Annotated in this window: 16 protein-coding genes; 7 read left to right on the top strand and 9 right to left on the bottom strand. The window is 72.9% G+C overall.

The genetic code is table 11. The features are described 5' to 3' along the window. Positions 1–55: 55 nt before the first annotated feature. From ACFWZH_RS28165 to ACFWZH_RS28145, 5 genes are all read right to left on the bottom strand, one after another. Complete coding sequence (locus ACFWZH_RS28165; protein WP_384437074.1) at positions 56–1,249, bottom strand: XdhC family protein; 1,194 nt, start codon at positions 1,247–1,249, stop codon at positions 56–58. Positions 1,250–1,289: 40 nt separating this feature from the next. Continuing rightward, positions 1,290–2,777: an NCS2 family permease gene (locus ACFWZH_RS28160; protein ID WP_384437071.1), complete on the bottom strand. Its 1,488-nt coding sequence runs from the start codon at positions 2,775–2,777 to the stop codon at positions 1,290–1,292. Positions 2,778–3,022: 245 nt separating this feature from the next. After that, a complete protein-coding gene (locus ACFWZH_RS28155) occupies positions 3,023–5,413 on the bottom strand; it encodes a xanthine dehydrogenase family protein molybdopterin-binding subunit (protein ID WP_384437069.1) in 2,391 nt (796 codons plus the stop codon). Positions 5,414–5,415: 2 nt separating this feature from the next. Beyond that, complete coding sequence (locus ACFWZH_RS28150) at positions 5,416–6,045, bottom strand: (2Fe-2S)-binding protein (protein WP_384437066.1); 630 nt, start codon at positions 6,043–6,045, stop codon at positions 5,416–5,418. After that, positions 6,036–6,923 (bottom strand): FAD binding domain-containing protein, encoded by an 888-nt coding sequence (locus ACFWZH_RS28145; RefSeq protein WP_384437063.1) that lies wholly within the window; start codon positions 6,921–6,923, stop codon positions 6,036–6,038. Before ACFWZH_RS28145 ends, ACFWZH_RS28150 begins: the two co-directional genes overlap by 10 nt. Before the next feature lie 260 nt (positions 6,924–7,183). Here ACFWZH_RS28145 and ACFWZH_RS28140 point away from each other — a divergent pair, with 260 nt between their 5' ends. From ACFWZH_RS28140 to ACFWZH_RS28130, 3 genes are all read left to right on the top strand, one after another. After that, positions 7,184–8,845, top strand: a complete 1,662-nt coding sequence (locus tag ACFWZH_RS28140) for a PucR family transcriptional regulator (RefSeq protein ID WP_384437060.1) — start codon at positions 7,184–7,186, stop codon at positions 8,843–8,845. Between the two features lie 320 nt (positions 8,846–9,165). Beyond that, positions 9,166–10,020 (top strand): hypothetical protein, encoded by an 855-nt coding sequence (locus ACFWZH_RS28135; protein WP_384437057.1) that lies wholly within the window; start codon positions 9,166–9,168, stop codon positions 10,018–10,020. 394 nt (positions 10,021–10,414) lie between these two features. Beyond that, positions 10,415–11,290: a hypothetical protein gene (locus tag ACFWZH_RS28130; RefSeq protein WP_384437054.1), complete on the top strand. Its 876-nt coding sequence runs from the start codon at positions 10,415–10,417 to the stop codon at positions 11,288–11,290. A 119-nt stretch (positions 11,291–11,409) separates the two neighbouring features. Here ACFWZH_RS28130 and ACFWZH_RS28125 read toward each other — a convergent pair whose 3' ends face one another. After that, a complete protein-coding gene (locus ACFWZH_RS28125) occupies positions 11,410–12,108 on the bottom strand; it encodes a GntR family transcriptional regulator (protein WP_384437051.1) in 699 nt (232 codons plus the stop codon). A gap of 175 nt (positions 12,109–12,283) precedes the next feature. On the opposite strand from ACFWZH_RS28125, the gene ACFWZH_RS28120 reads away from it, so the two are divergent. Further along, a complete protein-coding gene (locus ACFWZH_RS28120; protein WP_384437048.1) occupies positions 12,284–13,123 on the top strand; it encodes a (2Fe-2S)-binding protein in 840 nt (279 codons plus the stop codon). A gap of 196 nt (positions 13,124–13,319) precedes the next feature. Then, entirely contained in the window at positions 13,320–14,414 is a 1,095-nt protein-coding gene (locus tag ACFWZH_RS28115) for a DUF2637 domain-containing protein (protein ID WP_384437045.1), read from the top strand. 40 nt (positions 14,415–14,454) lie between these two features. On the opposite strand, the gene ACFWZH_RS28110 is transcribed toward ACFWZH_RS28115, so the two are convergent. Then, complete coding sequence (locus tag ACFWZH_RS28110; protein WP_384437042.1) at positions 14,455–14,814, bottom strand: ATP-binding protein; 360 nt, start codon at positions 14,812–14,814, stop codon at positions 14,455–14,457. A 325-nt stretch (positions 14,815–15,139) separates the two neighbouring features. Here ACFWZH_RS28110 and ACFWZH_RS28105 point away from each other — a divergent pair, with 325 nt between their 5' ends. Further along, complete coding sequence (locus ACFWZH_RS28105; RefSeq protein WP_384437039.1) at positions 15,140–18,268, top strand: alpha-mannosidase; 3,129 nt, start codon at positions 15,140–15,142, stop codon at positions 18,266–18,268. A 14-nt stretch (positions 18,269–18,282) separates the two neighbouring features. On the opposite strand, the gene ACFWZH_RS28100 is transcribed toward ACFWZH_RS28105, so the two are convergent. Together ACFWZH_RS28100 and ACFWZH_RS28095 are read right to left on the bottom strand one after the other, a co-directional pair. After that, a complete protein-coding gene (locus ACFWZH_RS28100; protein WP_384437035.1) occupies positions 18,283–20,025 on the bottom strand; it encodes a pyruvate dehydrogenase in 1,743 nt (580 codons plus the stop codon). Between the two features lie 155 nt (positions 20,026–20,180). Continuing rightward, positions 20,181–21,344, bottom strand: a complete 1,164-nt coding sequence (locus ACFWZH_RS28095) for a protein phosphatase 2C domain-containing protein (protein ID WP_384437032.1) — start codon at positions 21,342–21,344, stop codon at positions 20,181–20,183. Positions 21,345–21,491: 147 nt separating this feature from the next. On the opposite strand from ACFWZH_RS28095, the gene ACFWZH_RS28090 reads away from it, so the two are divergent. Further along, on the top strand, positions 21,492–21,974 hold the full coding sequence (locus tag ACFWZH_RS28090) for a DUF456 domain-containing protein (protein WP_384437029.1): 483 nt from the start codon (positions 21,492–21,494) through the stop codon (positions 21,972–21,974). Positions 21,975–22,016 lie beyond the last annotated feature (42 nt).

Below are 22,016 nucleotides of genomic sequence, written 5' to 3'. Positions count from 1 at the left end.
GCCCGCGGCGACGCCCTCCGATGGTCCGGGGCGGTGGAGCTCCCCGGTCTGGCCCTCAGGCCACCGACCCGATCCGCCCCACCGGCCGGGCCGTGTCGTGGTGGATGGGTGTGTGGGCACCGGTCAGCGGAGCACCGGTGCCGCCGCGGCGGTTGGCGACGATCTCGGCGGCGATGGACAGGGCGGTCTCCTCGGGGGTGCGCGCGCCGAGGTCGAGGCCTATGGGCGAGCGCAGGCGGTTGACCTCCAGCTCGGTCAGGCCGACGTCGCGCAGCCGCTGCTGACGGTCCAGGTGGGTGCGGCGCGAGCCCATGGCGCCGACGTAGGCGACCGGGAGTCTGAGGGCGCGCTCCAGCAGCGGGACGTCGAACTTGGCGTCGTGGGTGAGCACGCACAGCACCGTGCGGGAGTCGAGTTCCTGCGAGTCCAGATAGCGGTGCGGCCAGTCGACGACGATCTCGTCGGCGTCGGGGAAGCGGGTCCGGGTGGCGAAGACGGGCCGGGCGTCGCAGACCGTGACGTGGTAGTTGAGGAACTTGCCGACCTTGACCAGCGCGGAGGCGAAGTCGATGGCGCCGAAGACGATCATGCGGGGCGCGGGCACGGAGGATTCGACGAGGAGGACGACGGGGCTGCCGCACCGCGAGCCCTCCGCGCCGATCTCCAAGGTGGCGGTGCGTCCGGCGTCGAGCAGGGCACGGGTCTCCTCGACCACGGTGTGGTCGAGCCCCGGGTGGCCGCCGAGGGTGCCGGTGTGCCCGCCGTCGGGGCGGACGAGCAGGGCCTTGCCGAGCAGCTCGGCGGGGCCCTGGACGACCCGGGCGAGGGCCGCCGCCCCGCCCGATGCGGCGGCGGTCAGCGCGGCGGCGAGCGTGTCGGCGGTGTGCTCCGCCGACTTCCCCGCGCCGCCGCTGTCACCTGCGGGGCGCGGGACGCTCGTCCGTACCGGCTGGACGAGGATGTCGATGATGCCGCCGCAGGTCAGGCCGACGGCGAAGGCGTCCTCGTCGCTGTACCCGAAGCGCTCCACGACCGGCTCACCGGTGCGCAGCGCCTCCTGGCACAGTTCGTAGACCGCGCCCTCCACGCATCCTCCGGAGACCGACCCGATCGCCGTACCGTCGGCGTCGACGGCGAGGGCGGCTCCGGGCTGGCGGGGTGCGCTGCCGTTGGTGGCCACCACGGTGGCCACCGCGAACTCGCGGCCCTGCTCGACCCACCGGTGCAGCTCTTCGGCGATGTCCAGCATGTCGGTCTCCTTACGGATTGCGGATGAGTGGAGAGGCGGATCAGTGGTGCACGCCCAGCCAGCTCTCGATCGGGTTGAGCGAGAAGTAGGCCAGGAACACCAGGGAGAGCACCCACATCAGCCAGCCGGGCTCGCGCCACTTGCCCTGGACGGCCTTGATGGCGACGTGCGCGATGACGCCGGCCGCGATGCCCGCGGTGATGGAGTACGTGAACGGCATCAGGACCGTCGTCAGGAACACCGGGATGGAGGTCGCCGGGTCGTCCCAGTTGATGTGCTTGGCGTTGGTCAGCATCATCGAGCCGATCACCACCAGGGCCGCGGCCGCCACCTGAGTGGGGATGACCTGCGCCAACGGGGTGAAGAACAGGCACAGCGCGAAGCCCAGTCCGGTGATGACGCTGGCGAAGCCGGTGCGTGCGCCGTCGCCGACGCCCGCGGTGGACTCGACGAACACGGTCTGGCCCGAGGCGCCGGTCAGACCGCCGACCATGCCACCGGCGCCGTCGATGGCCAGGGCCTTGTTCAGGCCCGGCATCTTGCCGTCCTTGTCGGCGAGGTTGGCCTGCTGGCCGATGCCGATGATCGTGCCCATGGCGTCGAAGAAGCCGGCCAGGACGAGGGTGAAGACGATGACGCCGATGGTGATCCCGCCGACGTCGCCCAGCCCGCTGAAGGAGACGTGACCCAGCAGCCCGAAGTCGGGGGTGGAGACGACGGAACCGGAGATCACCGGTGCGTTGCGGCCGCCCCAGTCCTTGACCGTCAGCCCGGCGAACTGGTGGACGAGCGCGGCGAAGACCGTACCGCCGACGATGCCGATGAGGATCGCGCCGGGGACCTTGCGGACCTGCAGCAGGAAGATCAGCAGCACGGTGAAGGCGAAGCACAGGACGGGCCAGCCGGTGAGCATGTCGGCGGTGCCGAGCTGGATCGGCTTGGCGCCGGCGAGGCCGCCCGGGCCGGGCATCGAGGTGACGAAGCCCGCCTGGACCAGGCCGATCAGGCAGACGAACAGGCCGATACCCATGGTGATCGCGTGCTTGAGCGGCAACGGGATGGCGTTCATGATCAGTTCACGCAGGCCGGTGACGACCAGCAGCACGATCACGCCGCCGTAGATGATGCACATCGCCCAGGCGTTGTCCCAGGTCATCTGCGGGGCGACCTGGAACGACATCACCGCGGAGACGCTCAGGCCGGCGGCCAGCGCCAGGGGCACATTGCCCAGGAAGCCCATGACGATCGTGGTGACGGCGGCGGCCAGGGCGGTCGCCGTGGTCACCTGGGCGGCGCTGAGCGTGGCGCCGGTGATGTCCTTGGTCGTGGTCAGGATGACCGGGTTCAGGAGGACGATGTACGCCATCGCCATGAAGGTGGTGACTCCGCCACGCACCTCGCGGCCGACGGTGGATCCTCTGTCGGAGATGTGGAAGTACCGGTCGAGCCAGGACCGGCCGGCGGGCTGGCGCGAGCCGTCGCCCGCGTCTTCCGCCGTGGTCCTCGGCTCAGTGGACTGCTGGGTCATGGTGCCTAACTCCCAAGGTTCACAGGGGCACTCGCGAGGGGGGATGCGAGATTTGGGATGGATCTTCGGCTGCACGACCCGGGGGACGGCCCGAGACGAACGGGGTGCTGGCTGTGTGGGGGACAGCAGCGACTGCGTGGTGCGGGGTTGGGCTCCGGGCGGTACACGGAGGAGGACGGACAGGGACACCCCTGACGCACACCGCCCGGAGGCCGGGGTCCGGGGGGATCCCCCCGGACGGCTCCTTATGTGCCGGTGAGGTGTTCGGGACGCACCGGCGTCTTGTTGAGCTCCAGCCCCGTCGCGTTCCGGATCGCCGCGAGGACGGCCGGGGTGGACGACAGGGTCGGGGCCTCGCCGATGCCGCGCAGCCCGTAGGGGGCGTGCTCGTCGGCGAGTTCGAGCACATCGACCGGGATGGTCGGGGTGTCGAGGATCGTGGGGATGAGGTAGTCCGTGAAGGAGGGGTTGCGCACCTTCGCGGTCTTGGGGTCGACGATGATCTCCTCCATGACCGCCACGCCCAGGCCCTGGGTGGTACCACCCTGGATCTGGCCGACGACGGACAGCGGGTTGAGCGCCTTGCCGACGTCCTGGGCCACGGCGAGCTCGATGACCTTGACCAGGCCCAGCTCGGTGTCCACCTCCACGACCGCGCGGTGGGCCGCGAAGGAGTACTGGACGTGGCCGTTGCCCTGGCCGGTGACCAGGTCGAAGGCCTCGGTGGGCCGGTGGCGCCACTCGGCCTCGATCTCGACGCTCTCGCCTTCGAGCACGTCCACCAGGTCGGCGAGGACCTCGCCGCCGTCGGTGACGACCTTGCCGCCCTCCAGGAGGAGCTCGGCGGTGGCCCACGCCGGGTGGTAGGTGCCCATCTTGCGGCGGCCGATCTCCAGGACCTTCTCGCGGACCAGCTCGCAGGAGTGCTTGACGGCGCCGCCGGTGACGTAGGTCTGACGCGACGCGGACGTCGAACCGGCGCTGCCCACCTGGGTGTCGGCGGGGTGGATCGTCACCTGCGTGACGCCCAGCTCCGTGCGGGCGATCTGCGCGTGGACGGTGACACCGCCCTGGCCGACCTCCGCCATCGCGGTGTGCACGGTGGCGACCGGCTCGCCGCCGATGACCTCCATGCGCACCTTGGCGGTGGAGTAGTCGTCGAAGCCCTCGGAGAAGCCGACGTTCTTGATGCCGACCGCGTAGCCGACGCCGCGTACGACGCCTTCGCCGTGGGTGGTGTTGGACAGGCCGCCGGGCAGCTGACGGACGTCGGCGCCCTCGCTGGACTCCCACTGGCGCTCGGGCGGCAGCGGGCGGGCCTTGATGCGGCGCAGGATCTCGGCGACCGGCGCCGGCGAGTCGACCGGCTGCCCGGTCGGCATGATCGTGCCCTGCTCCATGGCGTTGAGCTGGCGCAGCTCGACCGGGTCGATGCCCAGCTTGGCGGCCAGCTTGTCCATCTGCGCCTCGTAGGCGAAGCACGCCTGGACCGCGCCGAAGCCGCGCATCGCGCCACAGGGCGGGTTGTTGGTGTAGAGCGCGACGGCCTCGATCTCGACGTCGTCGATCACGTACGGGCCCACCGACAGCGAGGCGGCGTTGCCGACCACGGCCGGGGACGCGGAGGCGTAGGCCCCGCCGTCCAGCACGATCCGGCACTTCATGTGCGTGAGCTTGCCGTCCTTGGTGGCGCCGTGCTCGTACCAGAGCTTCGCCGGGTGCCGGTGGACGTGCCCGAAGAAGGACTCGAAGCGGTTGTAGACGATCTTGACCGGCTTGTTCGTGCGCAGCGCGAGCAGGCAGGCGTGGATCTGCATCGACAGGTCCTCGCGGCCGCCGAACGCGCCGCCGACGCCGGAGAGCGTCATCCGCACCTTGTCCTCGGGCAGGCCGAGGACCGGGGCGATCTGGCGCAGGTCGGAGTGCAGCCACTGGGTGGCGATGTAGAGGTCCACCCCGCCGTCCTCGGCGGGCACCGCGAGGCCGGACTCCGGGCCGAGGAAGGCCTGGTCCTGCATGCCGAAGACGTACTCGCCGGAGACGATGACATCGGCCTTCTTGGCGGCCTCGTCGGCGTTGCCGCGGACGATCGGCTGGCGGTGGACGATGTTGGGGTGCGGGACGTGCCCGGCGTGGTGGTCGTCGCGGCCCTCGTGGAGCAGCGGCGCACCGTCGGCGGTCGCGGAGGCCTCGTCGGTGACGACGGGCAGCTCCTTGTACTCGATCTTGATCTTGGCGGCCGCGCGTCGCGCCGTCTCCGGGTGGTCGGCCGCGACCAGGGCCACCGGCTCACCGTGGTGGCGGACCTTGCCGTGCGCGAGCACCGGGGTGTCCTGGATCTCCAGGCCGTAGTTCTTGATCGAGGTCGGCAGGTCGTCGTACGTCAGCACCGCGTAGACGCCGGACTGGGCCAGCGCCTCGGAGGTGTCGATGGAGACGATCTCGGCGTGCGCGACGGTGGAGCGGAGCGTGAAGCCCCACAGCATGTCCTCGTGCCACATGTCCGAGGAGTACGCGAACTCGCCGGTGACCTTCAGGGTGCCGTCGGGGCGCAGCGTCGACTCGCCGATGCCGCCCTTGGTCTGGGAGCCCTGGGTGATCTTGGTGGGGGCTCCGGTCGTACGTGTGGATCCCATGCTCAGACCACGCCTTCCTGGAGTCCTTGACGGTCCTGGCGCGCGGCCGCGAGACGGACGGCGTCCAGGATCTTCTCGTAACCGGTGCAGCGGCAGAGGTTGCCGGACAGCGCCTCGCGGATGTCCGCGTCGGTCGGCTGCGGGTTGCGCTCCAGCATCTCGTCCGCCGCGACGAGCAGGCCCGGGGTGCAGAAGCCGCACTGGACCGCGCCGGCGTCGATGAACGCCTGCTGGATCGGGGAGAGTTCGCCACCCTCGCCGGTCTGGGAGTCGGTTGCCCGCGGGCGGAGCCCGCTGTCGGACCCGTGCGCCGACCACTGCTGGGCGTCCTGGAGGGTGGTGCCGCACGCTCCGGTGCCGCAGCCCCCGTGCTCCGCACGCTGCTTGGCGAAGTCCGCCAGACCCTCGACGGTCACCACCTCGCGACCCTCGACCTGGCCGGCGGCGACGAGGCAGGAGCACACCGGCACGCCGTCCAGGCGGACCGTACAAGAACCGCACTCGCCCTGCTCACAGGCGTTCTTCGAACCCGGCAGGCCCATCCGCTCGCGGAGGACGTACAGCAGGCTCTCGCCTTCCCAGACGTCGTCGGCCTCCTGCTGGCGGCCGTTGACGGTGAATGTCACGCGCACTGTGCGCTCCTCTCGTTTCCGCGGAAGGACTCCCAGGTCCAGCCGAGGGTGCGGCGCGCCATGATGCCGACCGCGTGCCGTCGGTACTTGGCGCTGCCGCGCACATCGTCGATCGGGTTGCAGGCGCCGGAGGCGAGCTGCGCGAACTGCTTGGCGACGGACGGCGGGATCGGGGCGCCGGACTCCCAGAAGCCGCCCTCCTCCAGCGCCGCGGCGAGGAAGTCCTCCGCCTCGCGGGCCCGTACGGGGGTGGGCGCGGCCGAGCCGATGCCGGTGCGCACCGTGCGGGTCTCGGGGTGCAGCGCGATACCGAACGCGCAGACCGCGATGACCATGGCGTTGCGGGTGCCGACCTTGGAGAACTGCTGCGGTCCGTCGGCCTTGGGCAGATGCACCGCGCGGATCAGCTCGTCGGGCTCCAGCGCGTTGCGCTTGACGCCGAGGTAGAAGTCGTCGATCGGGATCATGCGGCGGCCGCGCACGGACTCGGCCTCGACCTCGCAGCCGGAGGCGAGCAGCGCGGGGTGCGCGTCGCCGGCCGGGGAGGCGGTGCCGAGGTTGCCGCCGACGCCGCCGCGGTTGCGGATCTGCGGGGAGGCGACCGTGTGCGACGCCAGGGCCAGGCCCGGCAGCTCGGCCCGCAGGTTCTCCATGATCTGGGTGTAGGGAACGGAGGCGCCCAGGCGTACGGTCTTCTCTCCGACCTCCCACTCGCTCAGGTCACCGATGCGGTTCAGGTCGAGCAGGTACTCGGGGCGGCGGTGGTCGAAATTGATCTCGACCATCACGTCCGTACCGCCCGCGATGGGCACAGCGGTGGGGTGCTCGGCCTTAGCGGCGAGCGCCTCCTCCCAGCTGGCGGGGCGAAGGAAGTCCATGGTTGGCCTCTTCTGCGAAATCGGTCATTCGTTGCTCGGGGAGCGGGCGCCGGCCCTGGTCTCCGTCAAGCTGTTCATGTCTTGTTAACGCCGTTGGGCTTAGTGAACGCTCAGCGGCCCCACCCGGTGCAGTCACCGAAACCATGAAGCGGTTGGCTGGCCAAGCCACCTGTCTTGTAGATTCGAACGAAAGACGAGGCTCTGAAACCTCGCGGCATTCCACCGGCAACACCAGACAGCAAAGAACGGCGGGCGAGGTCATGCGGCTCCGCGCACTCCTGGACACCCACATTCTCGGCCTTCGGCTGCTCGGCGGCGAGGACGAACTGGACCGCACTGTCCGCGGCGTGATGACCACGGACCTGCGCGACCCCAGTCGGTACCTCTCCGGCGGGGAGCTGGTGCTGACCGGCCTGGCCTGGCGCCGCGAGCCGGAGGACTCCGAGCGGTTCGTCCGCATCCTGGCCGCGGCCAACGTCGCCGGGCTCGCGGCGGGCGAGGCCGAGCTGGGCGCGATCCCGGACGACCTCGTGCAGGCCTGCGCCCGGCACCGACTGCCGCTGTTCTCGGTCGAGGAGGCGGTCTCGTTCGCCTCGATCACCGAGCACGTCGTACGCCAGGTCTCCAGCGAGCGGGCCGGTGACCTGGCGGCCGTGGTGGACCGCCACCGCCGCCTGATGACCTCGGGCCCCGCCGGCGGCGGCCCGGAGGTGGTGCTGGACCTGCTGGGCTCCGACCTGGACCTGCGGGCCTGGGTGCTCTCCCCCACGGGCCGGCAGATCGCCGGCTCCACGCTGGCGGACTCCGGGCCGGAGCTGTCCGGTGAGCTGGCCGCCCGGCTCGCGGGCGAGCATCTGGCCGCCGCCCGCACCGGCCGCCGCGGCCCCCACCGGGTCGCCCTCGGCGGCGCCACCTACTCGCTCTTCCCGATCCGCTACGAGGGCCGTGACCTGCGCCAGACGCTGCTGAGCGACTGGCTGCTGGCCGTCGAGGCGGACGCCGGGGACTGGCCAGCGGAGCGCCTGGACCTGCTGCACGGCGTCACCCAGCTGATCGCCGTGGAACGCGACCGGCGCGACGCCGCCCGTACGGTCCGCCGGCGGCTGGCCCAGGAGGTGCTGGAGCTGGTCCAGACCGGCGCGCCGCCCGCCGAGATCGCGGCCCGGCTGCGGGTGGCGGCCCCGGTGCTGCTGCCCGGTCTGGGCACCGCCCCGCACTGGCAGATCGTGGTGGCCCGGGTCGAGTGGGAGGGCGGCGACGTCCCCGGCGGGCCGGTGGCGCAGACGCTGCTGGAGGAGATGCTGGTGGACCCGGGCACCTTCGGTCCGGAGCCCTCCGACCGGATCGCCGTGGCACACACCGGCGACGAGGCGGTGGCGCTGGTGCCGCTGCCCGTCCCGGACGAGTCCGGGGACTCCTCGGCGGCCGGTCTGCACGCCGAGGAGCTGCTCCGCGCCGTCCAGGAGCCGCTGGGCCGCGGTCTGGCGGACGACGGGCGGCTGACGGTCGGGGTGAGCGCCTCGGTGCACTCGGCGGAGGGGCTGCGCGGCGCCCTGGAGGAGGCCCGGCACGCCCGCCGGGTCGCCGCCGCCCGTCCGGGCCGGGTCTGCGCCGCCGGGCACGAGGAGCTGGCCTCGCACGTCCTGCTGCTGCCGTTCGTGCCGGACGACGTCCGCCGGGCCTTCACCGCCCGCCTCCTGGACCCGCTGCGCGACTACGACCGCCGGCACCGCGCCGAGCTGATCCCCACGCTGGAGGCGTTCTTGGACTGCGACGGCTCCTGGACCCGCTGCGCCACCCGTCTCCACCTGCACGTCAACACGCTCCGCTACCGGGTGGGCCGGATCGAGCAGCTCACCGGCCGCGATCTGTCCCGGCTGGAGGACAAGCTCGACTTCTTCCTCGCGCTGCGGATGAGCTGAGCACCCGCGGGACGCCGCCCCGGGCGTCCCCCGGGCGGAAGAGCGATGCGGATCCCGTCGCCGGACGGCGGAGATCCGCCCTTCGCGTTCATCCGATCGGGCGGCATCGCGTCAACGGCGCGCAAGGGGGCACCCGACGCGGCGCGGCGCGGCACGGCCGATCAGCGCTGCGCGGGCGGCCGCGACCACCCCATGAGTGATTGTGAAAACATTCACCCACCCCCTTGGCCCCGCTGCGGAATTCGTGCTGAGATGCGCGCACGGCTTCCAATTTCCAGCTCAATGGCGCGCTCGGGGAGGGCAACGTGGCGGATACCGCCATGCCAGGATCCGCGGAATCCACGGATCCGGTCAGTTCTGCGGATTCGGTGCCGACGGTGGTACCGGGACCGGCACCCGTACCGGAAGTACCGGCAGCCAGAACGGTCGAGGGGGACGACCCCCTCGACCGCGCCGTTTGGCGGCTGCGCTCCCGCGGCTGCTGGTGCGACGCGGCCGCGCTCCTGGAACCGCACTCCGTCCGGCACGCCCCCTCCGCACTGCGCCGCGCCGCGCTCCTGGTGGAGCGCTGCATGTTCACCGCCACCGGCTGGGCCGAGGCCGAGGACGCGCTGCGCACCGCCGAGGCACTGGCCGGTGACGACGACGAGCGGGGCGGCGCGGCCTGCGAACGCGGCCACCTCGCGTACGCCGCCACGGTCCTGGGCGTACGGGACCGGGCCGACGAGGCACGTTCGGCGCTCGGCCGGGCCGCCGCGCTGCTCGCCCCCACCGCGGCCGGCCGGCCGCTGCTGGACTTCCGCCGCGGGCTGATGGCCGAGCACGTCGCCGACAGCCCGGACGCGGCCCGCGCCGCCTACCGCCGCGCACACGCCGGCGCCACCGCGCAGGGCGACGCCCTGCTGCTCTCCTTCACCTGGCGCCACCTGGCAGGACTCGCGCTGCGTGACGGCGAGCTGACGGAGGCCCGGCACGGCTTCGCCGAGTCGCTGCGGATCCGCGAGGAACTGGGCTTCCTCGTCGGCACGGCTCCGGCCCTCGCCGCGCTGGCGGACGCGGCGCCGGAGGGCGACGCGGTCCGGTTGCGCGCCGAGGCCGCCCGGCTCTTCCGCCTCATGGGCGGCGTCCCCACCTGGCTCGCCGACCATCTGTCCACGGCTGCGGCCGCGACCTGACGCGCCGCCGGCGATCGCTCACCCACACGGCCAACCACTCCCGCTCCGGGGGTGGTTGGCCGCGTTCGTGCGCGCGCGTCATGGCGCCGCCACCTGCTCGCCGTCAACCCCCCGCCGTCGGCCATGCCACGTTCTCCGTCGAATGGCCGGAAACCGACGGTCCCCGCTGCGGATCGGCCGGGGCACGACGGTCCCCCCGCCGTCCCGGCTTCGACGCGCCGAGCGAACCGGGAGGTGGGACGATGAGCGGAGGCCCGAGGGCAGTGCCGCCCCATTACGCCCCACAGGCCCCGAGAATGGCCGCAAGTCGCACTGTGACGCGACGGTGGGCACTGGATGCTGGTCCGGGACCAGCGGGACCTCCCCCTTCACAGATCCTGTATGGAGGCGATCCATGACCGCAGGAGTGACCAAGACGACCGCCGGAACCGACTGGGGCAAGGCGGATTTCGAGGCGATCTACAACTGCCCTGATCCCCGTCGGTACTTCACCACACTGCAACCCCTGGACTACCAGATTCCGCACCACGGGCAGGCGGTGTTCCGCGCCGTGACCGAGATCCTGCAGCGGCACCGCAGCGACCGCCCCCCACTGAACGTGGTGGACCTGTGCTGCTCATACGGGGTCAACGCGGCCCTGCTGAACCACCGGCTGTCCCTCGCCGACCTCTACAACCGCTACACGCGGTACCGCCCCGACGTCCCGACGACCCGCCAACTCATCGAAGCGGACCGAACGTTCTTCGCCACTCGGCGGCGCGACGAAGCAGTGCGGGTGACCGGCCTCGACGCGGCCGGGAACGCGGTCGACTACGCGCGCGCGGTCGGCCTGCTCGACCACGGCTTCGCGGAGAACCTCGAAGTCGACGAGCCGAGCCCGGCACTGCGGCGTACCCTGGCCGGCACCGATCTGATCACCGTCACCGGCGGCGTCGGCTACATCACCGCCCGCACCTTCGGGCGGCTCTTCGACTGCATGACCTCGCCGCCCTGGGTCGCCGCGTTCGTCCTGCGCGAGGTGTCCTACCGGCCCGTCTCCGCGCTGCTGGCCCGCGCCGGCCTGGTGACGGAGAAACTCACCACACGCACGTTCCGCCAGCGGCGGTTCGCGGACGGCAATGAGCGCCGGGCGGCGTTCGAGGCGCTCGCCGGGCGCGGCCTGTCCATCGCGGGCAAGGAGTCCGACGGCTACTACCACGCCGATCTGTACCTGTCCCGGCCCGCCGCCGAGGTGGCGGCCGTCCCCCTGGCGGAGCTGCTGCCGCGCTGAGCCGCGGCCACCGGGCCTCGTGGCCACCCGTACGCGCACGCCGTACGGGTGGTCTGCGTGCTGTGGCGCCGGAGCGGGCCGCCGACTGCGGCGCGGGGGGAGGGGGCTTCCGGACCGGTTCAGTGCGGGTGGCGCGCCGCCGAGACGTGCTCGCGGGCGATCCGTTCGGCCACCACGTACTCCTGCGCGATCAGGGCGTCGAGCAGCGCCGTGTGCTCGGAGGCGTCGGCCAGCAGCTCGGCCGTGCGCCGCCGCAGCCCGCCGGGACCCGCCCAGTGGGTGCGCCGCAGCAGATCTCCGGTGACCTCGGTGAGCCGGCGGTTTCCGGTGAGCGAGATCACCGCGTGGTGGAAGGAGTGGTCGGCCTCGGCGTAGCCCGCCCGGTCCCCGCGGGCGGCGGCCGCGACACCCGCGGCGGCCAGCGGGCGCAGCTCCTCCCAGCGCTCCGGGGGCAGCGCCCGGGCCAGCCGGACGATCGCGGGCACCTCCAGCATGGCGCGGACCTCTGCCAGCTCGGCGAGGTCGCGGGCGCTGCGCTCGGCGACCCGGAAGCCGCGGTTGGGCACCACCTCGACGGCGCCCTCGCCGGCCAGCTGCTGCATCGCCTCACGGACCGGGGTCGCGGAGACGCCGTAGCGCTCGGCGAGCGCGGGCGCGGAGTAGACCTCGCCGGGGTTCAGCTCCCCGCCGGCCAGCGCCTGGCGCAGCGCGGCCAGCACCTGGCCGCGGACGGAGTGCCGCCGGGGCGCGGCGGAGCCGGGCTGCGCGGGCACCCAGGCCCGTGCGCGCGGCCGCTGCTCCGCGGTGCCCTGCTCCATGACGGTCCCTCCTGACGTTCCCAGCACCATAGGCGGCCTCGGCCGCAGTGCAAATCCGGGCGCCGGATCCCCGCGCGCGGTCGGGCGGGCAGGACTGGCTTTCCGCGGGCGCGGGTACAGTCTTCGGATAAGGTAAGGCTTACCTGCTAACGATCGCGATTCGGTGGTCTCCCGCATGACTTCTGCCCTCGCCGCCCCACTCGCCGCCCACCCCGTCGCCGATGCCTACGCCCGGCTCTTCGAGGTCTTCCCCGGTCTGCAGGTGACCGCCTGGGAGTCCGCCCCGCCCACCGGCGACGGTTGGGTGGGCGCGGCCGGGCTCGCGGCCGGCGGTGAGGCCCTCGACACCTTCCTCGCCTGGGACGACGCCCAGATCCAGCGGGACTACGGACAGCGCGCCCGCGACGACGTGATCGCCAGCTTCGCGCTGCACCGCTACGCCTGGCCGGCCTGCCTGCTGATCACCGTCCCCTGGTTCCTGCACCGCCGGGTCCCGGTGCTGCCCGTGCAGGACGTCTCCTTCCAGCGCGAGCTGGGCCGGATGGCGGTACGCCTCGACTCCTTCGGGTGCCTTCCGGGCGATCCCGCGGCGGCGCTGCCCGGCGCCCGGGTCGTCGCGGACGAGGAAGCGCTGCGCGCGGAGGTGCGGGCCGCGGTGGCCGGGCACCTCGAACCCGTGCTGGAAGGTTTCCGCTCCCGGATGCGGCGCGGGCCGCGGGCGCTGTGGGGCATGGCGTCCGACGAGATCGTCGAGGGGCTCTGGTACCTGGGGCACCTGCTGGGCGAGGAGCAGCGGGCGGTGGCCGAACTGGAGCTGCTGCTGCCGGGCGCCACCGCGCCGTACGTGGGCGGCGCCGGGTTCCGCACGCTGACCGGCCCGAACGGCGAGGCGCTGCCGACCCGGGACCGCGCCAGCTGCTGCATGTTCTACACACTGCGCCCCGAGGACACCTGCGTCACCTGTCCGCGTACCTGCGACGCGGATCGCATCACGCGCCTCACGGCAACCAGCTGACCCCCACACCCCCCTTTCGGGGCACCGAATTCGAACTCGACTCCCCACTCCCACAAGGGAGTTCGACGGGACACGCGCGATCCGCCGGTCCCCGGACCTCCTTGGCGTTCTCTTGCTCCGAAACCCCCTGTCCGAGGGGCCGACTCCGCCAGGATGTCGCGCGAAATCGCCTACCCCGAGGCAAGGGATCCCCACAATGAGAAACACGGACATATCGCTGGACTGGATGGTTCCCGGCGCGCTGGCGCTCGGTGCCGTCATGGCCGCCGCGGCCCTGGTGGTACGCGGCAGGCGCGCCGCCGCCCAGGCGGGCGGCGACGACTCCTGGGAGCGCAGCGAGGAGCGCCGCCGCCGCAAGGAGGCCGTCTTCGCCTCCGCCTCCTATCTGCTGCTGTTCTGCTGTGCCGCGGTCGCCGCCGCACTGTCCTTCCACGGGCTGGTCGGCTTCGGTGTGCAAAACCTCAGCCTCTCCGGGGGCTGGGAGTATCTGGTGCCCTTCGGGCTCGACGGCGCGGCGATGTTCTGCTCCGTCCTGGCCGTACGGGAGGCCAGTCACGGCGACGCCGCGCTCGGCTCGCGCCTTTTGGTGTGGACGTTCGCGGGCGCCGCGGCCTGGTTCAACTGGGTGCACGCGCCGCGCGGCCTGGACCACGCGGGCGCCCCGCAGTTCTTCGCCGGCATGTCGCTGTCCGCCGCGGTCCTCTTCGACCGGGCGCTCAAGCAGACCCGGCGGGCGGCGCTGCGCGAGCAGGGCCTGGTGCCCCGCCCGCTGCCGCAGATCCGAGTCGTGCGCTGGCTGCGCGCGCCCCGCGAGACCTTCGCGGCCTGGTCGCTGATGCTGCTGGAAGGCGTGCGGTCGCTGGACGAGGCGGTCGAGGAGGTCCGTGAGGACCGACGCGAGAAGCACCTCAGCCGGCTGCGCAGACGCGAGCAGGGCAAGATCGACCGGGCCCGCATCAAGGCCATCAACCGGCAGCACCGGCACCGCTCCTGGAGCATTGGCCGGGGCGGCGGCCGGCAACTGGCAGTGACGTCCGCGTCGGCGGCCCCCGCGGAGGTCGCCGGCCCGGACTCCGCCATAGCCGGTGATCCGCCGTCACTCCCCACCGTAGAACTGCCCGTGCGCTCCCGCCCGGCCCTCAAGGCGGTATCGGGCGCTGACGCCGACGGCGTCGACGGCTCGGCCGGCCCGCGCGCCGTGGACCTCACCGCCGAGGACGACACCCAGACGCTGCCCCGTCTGGACTCCCTCGAGGAGAAACTCGCCGAGATCGAACGGCAGTTCGGCTGACCGGTGGCGGACCGCGCCGACCGACACCCCCGCATTCGGGTCAGGCCGGTCCGCCGCCCAGCTCGAACCACACGCACTTGCCCAGCCCCTCGGTGCGTATCCCCCAGGCGTCCGCCAAGGAGCGCACCAGCATCAACCCCCGGCCGGACGTACCGTCCGCCGTCGCCGCGCGCACCTCGGGGCGTCCGGACGCACAGTCCCGCACCTCCACCCGCAGCCGGTCGCCGATCCTCGCCGTGACGACCGCTCCGCCCTCCGCGTGCACCAGGGCGTTGGTGACCAATTCGCTGGTGAGCAGCGTCGCCACCTCCGTGAGCTCGCCGCCGCCGGTCCAGCGGCTCAATAACTGCCGCAGCTCCCGGCGCACCTCACCGACCGCGCGCAGGTCCGCATGCCGCACCTTGCGCTCCAAAACACCCGGCGCTCGCGCGGCGACCGGCCCGCTCCGGACCCCCTCGGTCTTCCCCTGCTGTCTGTCCCGTTCCTCGCGCCGCACAGGCTGACGCATTCTCTCCCCCGCCCCCAACGAACATCGGCGCCCGGTCTCGAACAGCCTCACGGTCAGCATGCCCATCGGATCAGTCGCCATGCTTCCGCCCTGGCGCCCGCTCGCCGTACCCGCGCGCCGGGTGCGCCGGGCCGGGTTCCGGTGGGTATGCCTGACCTGAGCCTGCCGTCGGTCCGGCCGGGCCCGGATGCGTCCACGACGAGCGTGAGGAGCCGCTGTGCACGACGACCGCCTACTGGTGGAGGGGCGCCTGGAGCGGGCGCTGGGGCAGTTCGTCCGGCCCGCGCAGTACTCCGCGCGGCTGCCGCTGCGGCTCGCCGTATGGCATGCGCCGGGAGAACCCGTGCCGGTTCAGGAGGCGTTGCGGGCCGGGTACGAGCCGTTCGCGGTCGGCGAACCGTGGGGCCCGCCGTGGTCGACGAGCTGGTTCCGGCTGGCGGGCGAGGTGCCGGACGACTGGGCGGGGCGCCGGGTGGAGGTCGTCATCGACCCCGGCTTCAGCGGCGACGGGCCGGGCTTCCAGGCGGAGGGCCTGGTGTACGACGCCGAGGGGGTGCCCCTCAAGGGCATCCATCCGCGCAACCGCCATGTCCCCGTCGCCTCCCCGGCCCGCGGCGGCGAGGAGGTGCGGCTGCTGCTGGAGGCCGCCGCGAACCCGGCGGTGCTGCGCGACTTTCGCCCCACCGACCTCGGCGACGTGCGCACCGCCCCCGACCGCCCGCTGTACCGCTTCGCCTCGGCGGATCTCGCGGTACTCGACGAAGACGTCTGGCATCTGCTGCTCGACATCGACGTGCTGTCGGAGCTGATGCACGAGCTGCCCACCGACCGTCCGCGCCGGCACGAGATCCTGCGGGCCCTGGAGGACATGCTGGACGCGCTGGATCTGCACGACGTCGGCGGCACCGCGGCCGCGGGCCGGGCCGCGCTCGGCGACGTACTGGGCCGGCCGGCCGCCGCCAGCGCCCACCGGGTGTCGGCCACCGGGCACGCCCACATCGACTCCGCCTGGCTCTGGCCGCTGCGCGAGACCGTGCGCAAGGCGTCCCGCACCTTCGCCAATGTCACCCAACTCGCCGAGGAGTACCCGGAGTTGCTGTTCTCCTGCTCCCAGGCGCAGCAGTACGCCTGGGTCAGGGACCACCAGCCGCACATCTGGGAGCGCATCAAAGCGGCCGTACGCGCCGGCAACTGGGCGCCGGTCGGCTCGATGTGGGTGGAGTCCGACGCCAACATGCCCGGCGGCGAGGCGCTGGCCCGGCAGCTCGTCCACGGCAAACGCTTCTTCCTGGAGGAGCTGGGGGTGGAGACCGAGGAGATCTGGCTGCCGGACTCCTTCGGCTACACCGCCGCCTTCCCCCAGCTGGCCCGGCTGGCCGGCGTGCAGTGGTTCCTCACCCAGAAGCTGTCGTGGAACCAGACCGACCGGATGCCGCACCACACCTTCTGGTGGGAGGGCATCGACGGCACCCGCGTCTTCACCCACTTCCCGCCGGTCGACACCTACAACTCCCAGTTCCACGCCCGCGAACTCGCCCACGCCGAACGGAACTTCGCCGACAAGGGTCGCGCCACCCGGTCCCTGGTCCCCTTCGGCTGGGGCGACGGCGGCGGCGGCCCGACCCGCGAGATGCTGGAGCGGGCCCGCCGGCTGCGCTCCCTGGAGGGCTCGCCCCGCGTCGAGATCGAAGCGCCGGCCCGGTTCTTCGCGTCCGCCCACGAGGAGTACGGGGCGGCGGCGCCGGTCTGGTCGGGCGAGCTGTATCTGGAGTTCCACCGCGGTACGTACACCTCCCAGGCGAAGACCAAGCAGGGCAACCGGCGGTGCGAGCACCTGCTGCGGGAGGCCGAGTTGTGGGCGGCGACGGCGGCGGTGCGCGCGGGCCACCCGTACCCGTACGACGCCCTCGACCGCCTCTGGAAGACCGTTCTGCTGCACCAGTTCCACGACATCCTGCCCGGCTCGTCCATCGCCTGGGTGCACCGCGAGGCCCGCGACACCTACGCGGCGGTCGAGGCGGAGCTGATCGCGCTCACCGAGGCCGCGATCGGGGCGCTGGGCGGACCCGAGGAGGCGACCTGGCCGCCGACGGTGTTCAACGCCTCGCCCTACGACCGGGACGAGATCGTCGAACTGCCGGCCCGGGCAGCGGGCCCGGGGCCGGGCGGGCCGACCGCCGTCGCGGTGCACGTACCCGCGCTCGGATCCGCTCCGCTCCGCCCGCCCGGCCCCGACTCCCCCACCCCGCCGCCCCCTCCCGTCCGGGCGAGCACCGACACCCACGGCACCATCACCCTCGACAACGGCTTCCTCCGCGTCCGCGTCGACACCGACGGCCTGCTGACCTCCGTACGCGATCTGCACGCCGGGCGGGAGGTCCTGGCGCCGGGCGCGCGCGGCAATCTGCTGCAGCTGCACCCCGACCACCCCAACCAGTACGACGCCTGGGACCTGGACCGGCACTACCGCAACCGGCACACCGATCTGACCGACGCCGAGTCCGTCGAGCTGCTGGCGTCCGGGCCGCTGTCCGCCACGGTCCGGGTGACCAGGGCGTTCGGCGCGTCCCGCGGCACCCAGGAGCTGATCCTGCGGGCCGGCTCGCGCCGTCTGGACATCCGCACCGACATCGACTGGCACGAGTCGGAGAAGGTCCTCAAGGCCGCGTTCCCCCTCGACGTGCACGCCGAACGGTCCACCGCCGAGATCCAGTTCGGGCATGTCCACCGCCCCACCCACACCAACACCAGCTGGGACGCCGCCCGCTTCGAGATCTGCGCCCACCGCTGGCTGTCGGTCGCCGAGCCCGGCTACGGCATCGCCCTGCTCAACGACTCGACGTACGGCCATGACGTCACCCGCACCCCGCACCCGGAGGGCCTGGGCACCACCGTCCGGCTGACCCTGCTGCGCGCGCCGCGCAGCCCCGACCCCGAGACCGACCAGGGCCACCACCGCTTCACCTACGCGCTGCTGCCGGGCGCCGGGGCCGGTGAGGCGGTCGCCGAGGGCCTGGCCCTCAACCTCCCGCTCCGCACCGCCACCACCGCCCCGCCCGTCCCGCCGCTGATCCGCGTCGACCACCCGGCCCTCACCGTCGAGTCGGTCAAGCTCGCCGAGGACCGCAGCGGGGATGTCGTGGTGCGGCTGTACGAGTCCCGCGGCGGCCGCGCCACCGGCACGCTCTCCCCCGGCTTCCCGCTCGAACGCGTCACCGTGACCGACCTGTTGGAGCGCCCCCTGCACGACGAGGAGGCGGGACCGACCTCGGACGTGACGCTCGACCTGCGCCCCTTCCAGATCCTGACGCTACGGCTCCGCCCCCACCCCCCGGCCCACGACTGACGTGGGCAGACGCCCTACATCCGGGGGATGTTGCGCAGGTTGGAACGGGCCATCTGCAGCATCCGGCCGACCCCGCCGTCCAGCACCATCTTCCCGGCCGACAGCGCGAAGCCGGACACCATCTCCGCGCTGATCTTCGGGGGGATGGACAGCGCGTGCGGATCGGTGACGACGTCGACCAGCGCCGGCCCCTCGTGCGCGAAGGCCTCGCGCAGCGCACCGCGCAGCTGCTTGGGCTTCTCCACCCGCACGCCGTGCGCGCCGGCCGCACGGGCGATGGCCGCGAAGTCGGGGTTGCGGTTGGTCGTGCCGTACGACGGCAGGCCCGAGACCAGCATCTCCAACTCCACCATGGCCAGCGCCGAGTTGTTGAACAGTACGACCTTCACCGGCAGGTCGTACTGGACCAGGGTGAGGAAGTCGCCCATCAGCATGGCGAATCCGCCGTCGCCGGACATCGAGACGACCTGCCGCCCGCGGTCGAGGAACTGGGCGCCGATCGCCTGCGGCAGGGCGTTGGCCATCGAGCCGTGACTGAACGAGCCGATCACCCGGCGGCGCCCGTTGGGGGTGAGGTAGCGGGCCGCCCAGACGTTGCACATGCCCGTGTCGACGGTGAAGACCGCGTCGTCGGCGGCCTCCTCGTCCAGGACGGCGGCGACGAACTCGGGGTGGATCGGGGTGCGCTTCTCCACCTTGCGGGTGTAGGCCTTGACCACGCCCTCCAGCGCGTCCGCGTGCTTGTTCAGCATCCGGTCCAGGAACCTGCGGTCGGTCTTGAGCCGGACCTTGGGGATCAGACAGCGCAGCGTCTCGCGGACATCGCCCCACACGGCGAGGTCGAGCTGGGAGCGGCGGCCCAGGTGTTCGGGCCGGACGTCGACCTGGACGATCTTGACGTCGTCGGGCAGGAACGCGTTGTACGGGAAGTCCGTGCCGAGCAGGATCAGCAGATCGCATCCATGGGTGGCCTCGTAGGCCGCGCCGTAGCCCAGCAGCCCGCTCATGCCGACGTCGTAGGGGTTGTCGTACTGGATCCACTCCTTGCCGCGCAGCGCGTGCCCGACCGGGGACTTCACCCGCTCCGCGAACTCCATCACCTCGGAGTGCGCACCCGCCGTGCCGCTGCCGCAGAACAGCGTGACGGTGCCCGCCTCGTCGACCATGCGGGCCAGCTTGTCGATCTCGGCGTCTCCGGGACGTACCGAGGGGCGCGCGGTGACCAGGGCGTGCTCGATGGCGCGCTCGGGGGCCTGCTCGGCGGCGATGTCACCGGGGAGGGAGACCACCGCGACGCCGCTTCGCCCGATGGCGTGCTGGATCGCTGTCTGCAGCACCCGCGGCATCTGCCGGGCGTTGGAGATCAGTTCGCTGTAGTGGCTGCACTCGGTGAACAGCCGGTCGGGGTGGGTCTCCTGGAAGAAGCTCGTGCCGATCTCGCTGGAGGGGATGTGCGAGGCCAGGGCGAGGACCGGGGCCATGGAGCGGTGCGCGTCGAAGAGGCCGTTGATCAGGTGGAGGTTGCCCGGGCCGCAGGAGCCGGCGCAGGCCGCGAGCACGCCGGTGAGCTGCGCCTCCGCGCCGGCGGCGAAGGCCGCGACCTCCTCGTGCCGGACCTGGATCCAGTCGATCGCGGAGTGCCGGCGGACGGCGTCCACCACCGGGTTCAGGCTGTCGCCGACGACCCCGTAGAGCCGCCGCACCCCCGCCCGCGACAGGATGTCCACGAACTGCTCGGCCACGGTCTGCTTCGCCATGTCGCGCTCGCTCCTTCGGCGGGGTGCGGGGTCGGGGCTCGGCTCCCGGGTCCCTCCCATCAACCCACGCGGGGCCCGGTCGCGCCTCCGGAGGGTGCGTGTCGAGGGCCCGGCGCTCCTCGCGGGCCGCGCGCTGCTTCCCGCTCCGTGCGGCCCTACGACTCCCAGACGCCGACCGCCGTCCGGTCCTTCGTATGGCCCCTGGCGCGCAGTTGTGCGGTGGTGGTGAGGAAGGGGACCAGTCCCGGGGGCTCGGGGGCGGACCACTGGGCCGCCAGGCGGGCGGCGAAGTCGGGCTCCTGCTGGAGGGGTTCCGCCAGGCCGGCGCTGCACAGCAGCAGGGTGTCCCCCGGACGGCCGAACTCCGCACGGAAGCGGAAGGGCTCCGGCCGGCTGGTCGCGGCCGGCTCCAGGTCCTGCCAGGCGCCGTCGCGCAGCCGGAACAGTCCGCCCGCGCCGGCGCCGAAGAACACCCTGGTACGGCACTCCGGGTCGGCGGGCAGCAGCAGGCACCGCAGGGCCGCCGTGTAGTTCTCCGGCGCGGATCCCCGGTCCAGCGCCCGGGCGCGCAGTTTGCCGTAGGTACGGTCGGTGAGCCGCTGCAGGCCGGAGACGAGCGCGCCGCGATGGTCCGTACGGATGTCCTGGGCCAGTCGGGTGCAACTGCGGCCCACCGCGCCGCCGATCCAGGCGCAGGCGTCGTGCGCGGCGCGGTGGGCGCCCTCGACGGCCGGCAGTCCGGTGGCGACGGCCACCAGGATCAGGGTGTGCCGGCCGGTGCCGAAGCGGGCGGTGAGCAGCGCGTCGCGGCGTGCCTCACCGCGGTAGCGGGCCGAGGCGCCGCGCTGCGAGGCGGCACGCAGGGTCAGCGAGCCGTACTGGGCGCCGTCCAGCACGGTGTCGGGCACCAGTTCGTCGAGCGCGCCGGGGTCGGCGGCGGGCAGCGCGACCGGCTCGGCGGCGGGCGACGACGGCACGCCCCACGTGGGGGCGGGTGGCCGCGGTCCCGGGCCGGTGGCCCGGAGCGGGATCGGCGCGGCGGGTGCGGGCGGCGGCGGGAGCGTCCTCGCGGGTGGTTCGGACCGCGCGGGTGGTTCGGACCGCGCGGGTGGTTCGGACCGCGCGGGCGGGACCGTCCACCCCGGTGCCCCGACCGTCCGCAGCGCCGACTCCACCCGGTCGTCGAGGGTGTCCGAGGCGTCGGCCGGACCCGCATCGTCCACGGCGCCGCGCCCCGGGGCTTCAGCAGCCGTGCCCTCCCCGTACAACTGCCGCCACCAGTCGTCCTCCTGGCCGCGTCGTGCCCCCTGCTGAGTCATGGGCCGTATTGTTCCTGGGCGGTGGTCGCCGAAACAGGGCGCGCACGGGCGTGCGTACCCCCGGCAAGCGCTTCGGGGCCGCGTCCGGCAGGCTGGGGCCATGAGAGAGCGCGAGGTACGGCCCGTCACGGGGGGTGCGGCCGGCGCATGAGTGCCTGGCAGTTGGTCGCGGTGGGGGCGGTCATGCTGCTCGGACTGCTCGGCGTACTGGTACCCGGCATCCCGGGGCCGCTGATCGTATGGGCCGGTGTGCTGTGGTGGGCGCTGACCGAGACGACCACCGCGGCCTGGGCGGTGCTGTTCGGCGCCACCGCCCTCCTGCTCCTCAACCAGGCGGTGAAATGGCTGCTGCCGGCCCGCGATCTGCGGGCCGCGGGCACGCCGTACCGCACACTGTTCCTGGCCGGCACGGCCGGCATCGTGGGCTTCTTCGTGGTCCCGGTCATCGGCGGCCCGCTGGGCGCGATCGGCGGCCTCTACCTGCTGGAACGGGTCCGGCTCGGTGGCCACGGCGACGCCTGGGCCTCGACCCGCAGAGCCATGCGCGCCATCGGGCTGAGCGTGCTGATCGAGCTGTTCGCCTGTCTGCTGGTGGTCGGGGCGTGGACCGGGGCGGTGGTCGTGGGCTGAGGGACGGGCGCCGAGGGCCGCGGGCCGCCGTAGACCGGTGGC

Source organism: Streptomyces sp. NPDC059008 (genome assembly GCF_042749045.1).
In the GTDB taxonomy this organism is placed as follows: Bacteria; Actinomycetota; Actinomycetes; order Streptomycetales; family Streptomycetaceae; genus Streptomyces.
Note: the sequence above shows the minus strand (reverse complement) of the source record. Positions and strands in the feature narration are given on the sequence as shown.

What these genes read in the sequence shown, in the direction of transcription:
- ACFWZH_RS28125 (WP_384437051.1), bottom strand. Translation starts at nt 12,108, where the DNA reads ATGGAGCAGGGCACCGCGGAGCAGCGGCCGCGCGCACGGGCCTGGGTG.
- ACFWZH_RS28155 (WP_384437069.1), bottom strand. Translation starts at nt 5,413, where the DNA reads ATGGGATCCACACGTACGACCGGAGCCCCCACCAAGATCACCCAGGGC.
- ACFWZH_RS28100 (WP_384437035.1), bottom strand. Translation starts at nt 20,025, where the DNA reads ATGGCGAAGCAGACCGTGGCCGAGCAGTTCGTGGACATCCTGTCGCGG.
- ACFWZH_RS28140 (WP_384437060.1), top strand. Translation starts at nt 7,184, where the DNA reads ATGCGGCTCCGCGCACTCCTGGACACCCACATTCTCGGCCTTCGGCTG.
- ACFWZH_RS28120 (WP_384437048.1), top strand. Translation starts at nt 12,284, where the DNA reads ATGACTTCTGCCCTCGCCGCCCCACTCGCCGCCCACCCCGTCGCCGAT.
- ACFWZH_RS28095 (WP_384437032.1), bottom strand. Translation starts at nt 21,344, where the DNA reads ATGACTCAGCAGGGGGCACGACGCGGCCAGGAGGACGACTGGTGGCGG.
- ACFWZH_RS28145 (WP_384437063.1), bottom strand. Translation starts at nt 6,923, where the DNA reads ATGGACTTCCTTCGCCCCGCCAGCTGGGAGGAGGCGCTCGCCGCTAAG.
- ACFWZH_RS28090 (WP_384437029.1), top strand. Translation starts at nt 21,492, where the DNA reads ATGAGTGCCTGGCAGTTGGTCGCGGTGGGGGCGGTCATGCTGCTCGGA.
- ACFWZH_RS28115 (WP_384437045.1), top strand. Translation starts at nt 13,320, where the DNA reads ATGAGAAACACGGACATATCGCTGGACTGGATGGTTCCCGGCGCGCTG.
- ACFWZH_RS28160 (WP_384437071.1), bottom strand. Translation starts at nt 2,777, where the DNA reads ATGACCCAGCAGTCCACTGAGCCGAGGACCACGGCGGAAGACGCGGGC.
- ACFWZH_RS28165 (WP_384437074.1), bottom strand. Translation starts at nt 1,249, where the DNA reads ATGCTGGACATCGCCGAAGAGCTGCACCGGTGGGTCGAGCAGGGCCGC.
- ACFWZH_RS28135 (WP_384437057.1), top strand. Translation starts at nt 9,166, where the DNA reads ATGCCAGGATCCGCGGAATCCACGGATCCGGTCAGTTCTGCGGATTCG.
- ACFWZH_RS28130 (WP_384437054.1), top strand. Translation starts at nt 10,415, where the DNA reads ATGACCGCAGGAGTGACCAAGACGACCGCCGGAACCGACTGGGGCAAG.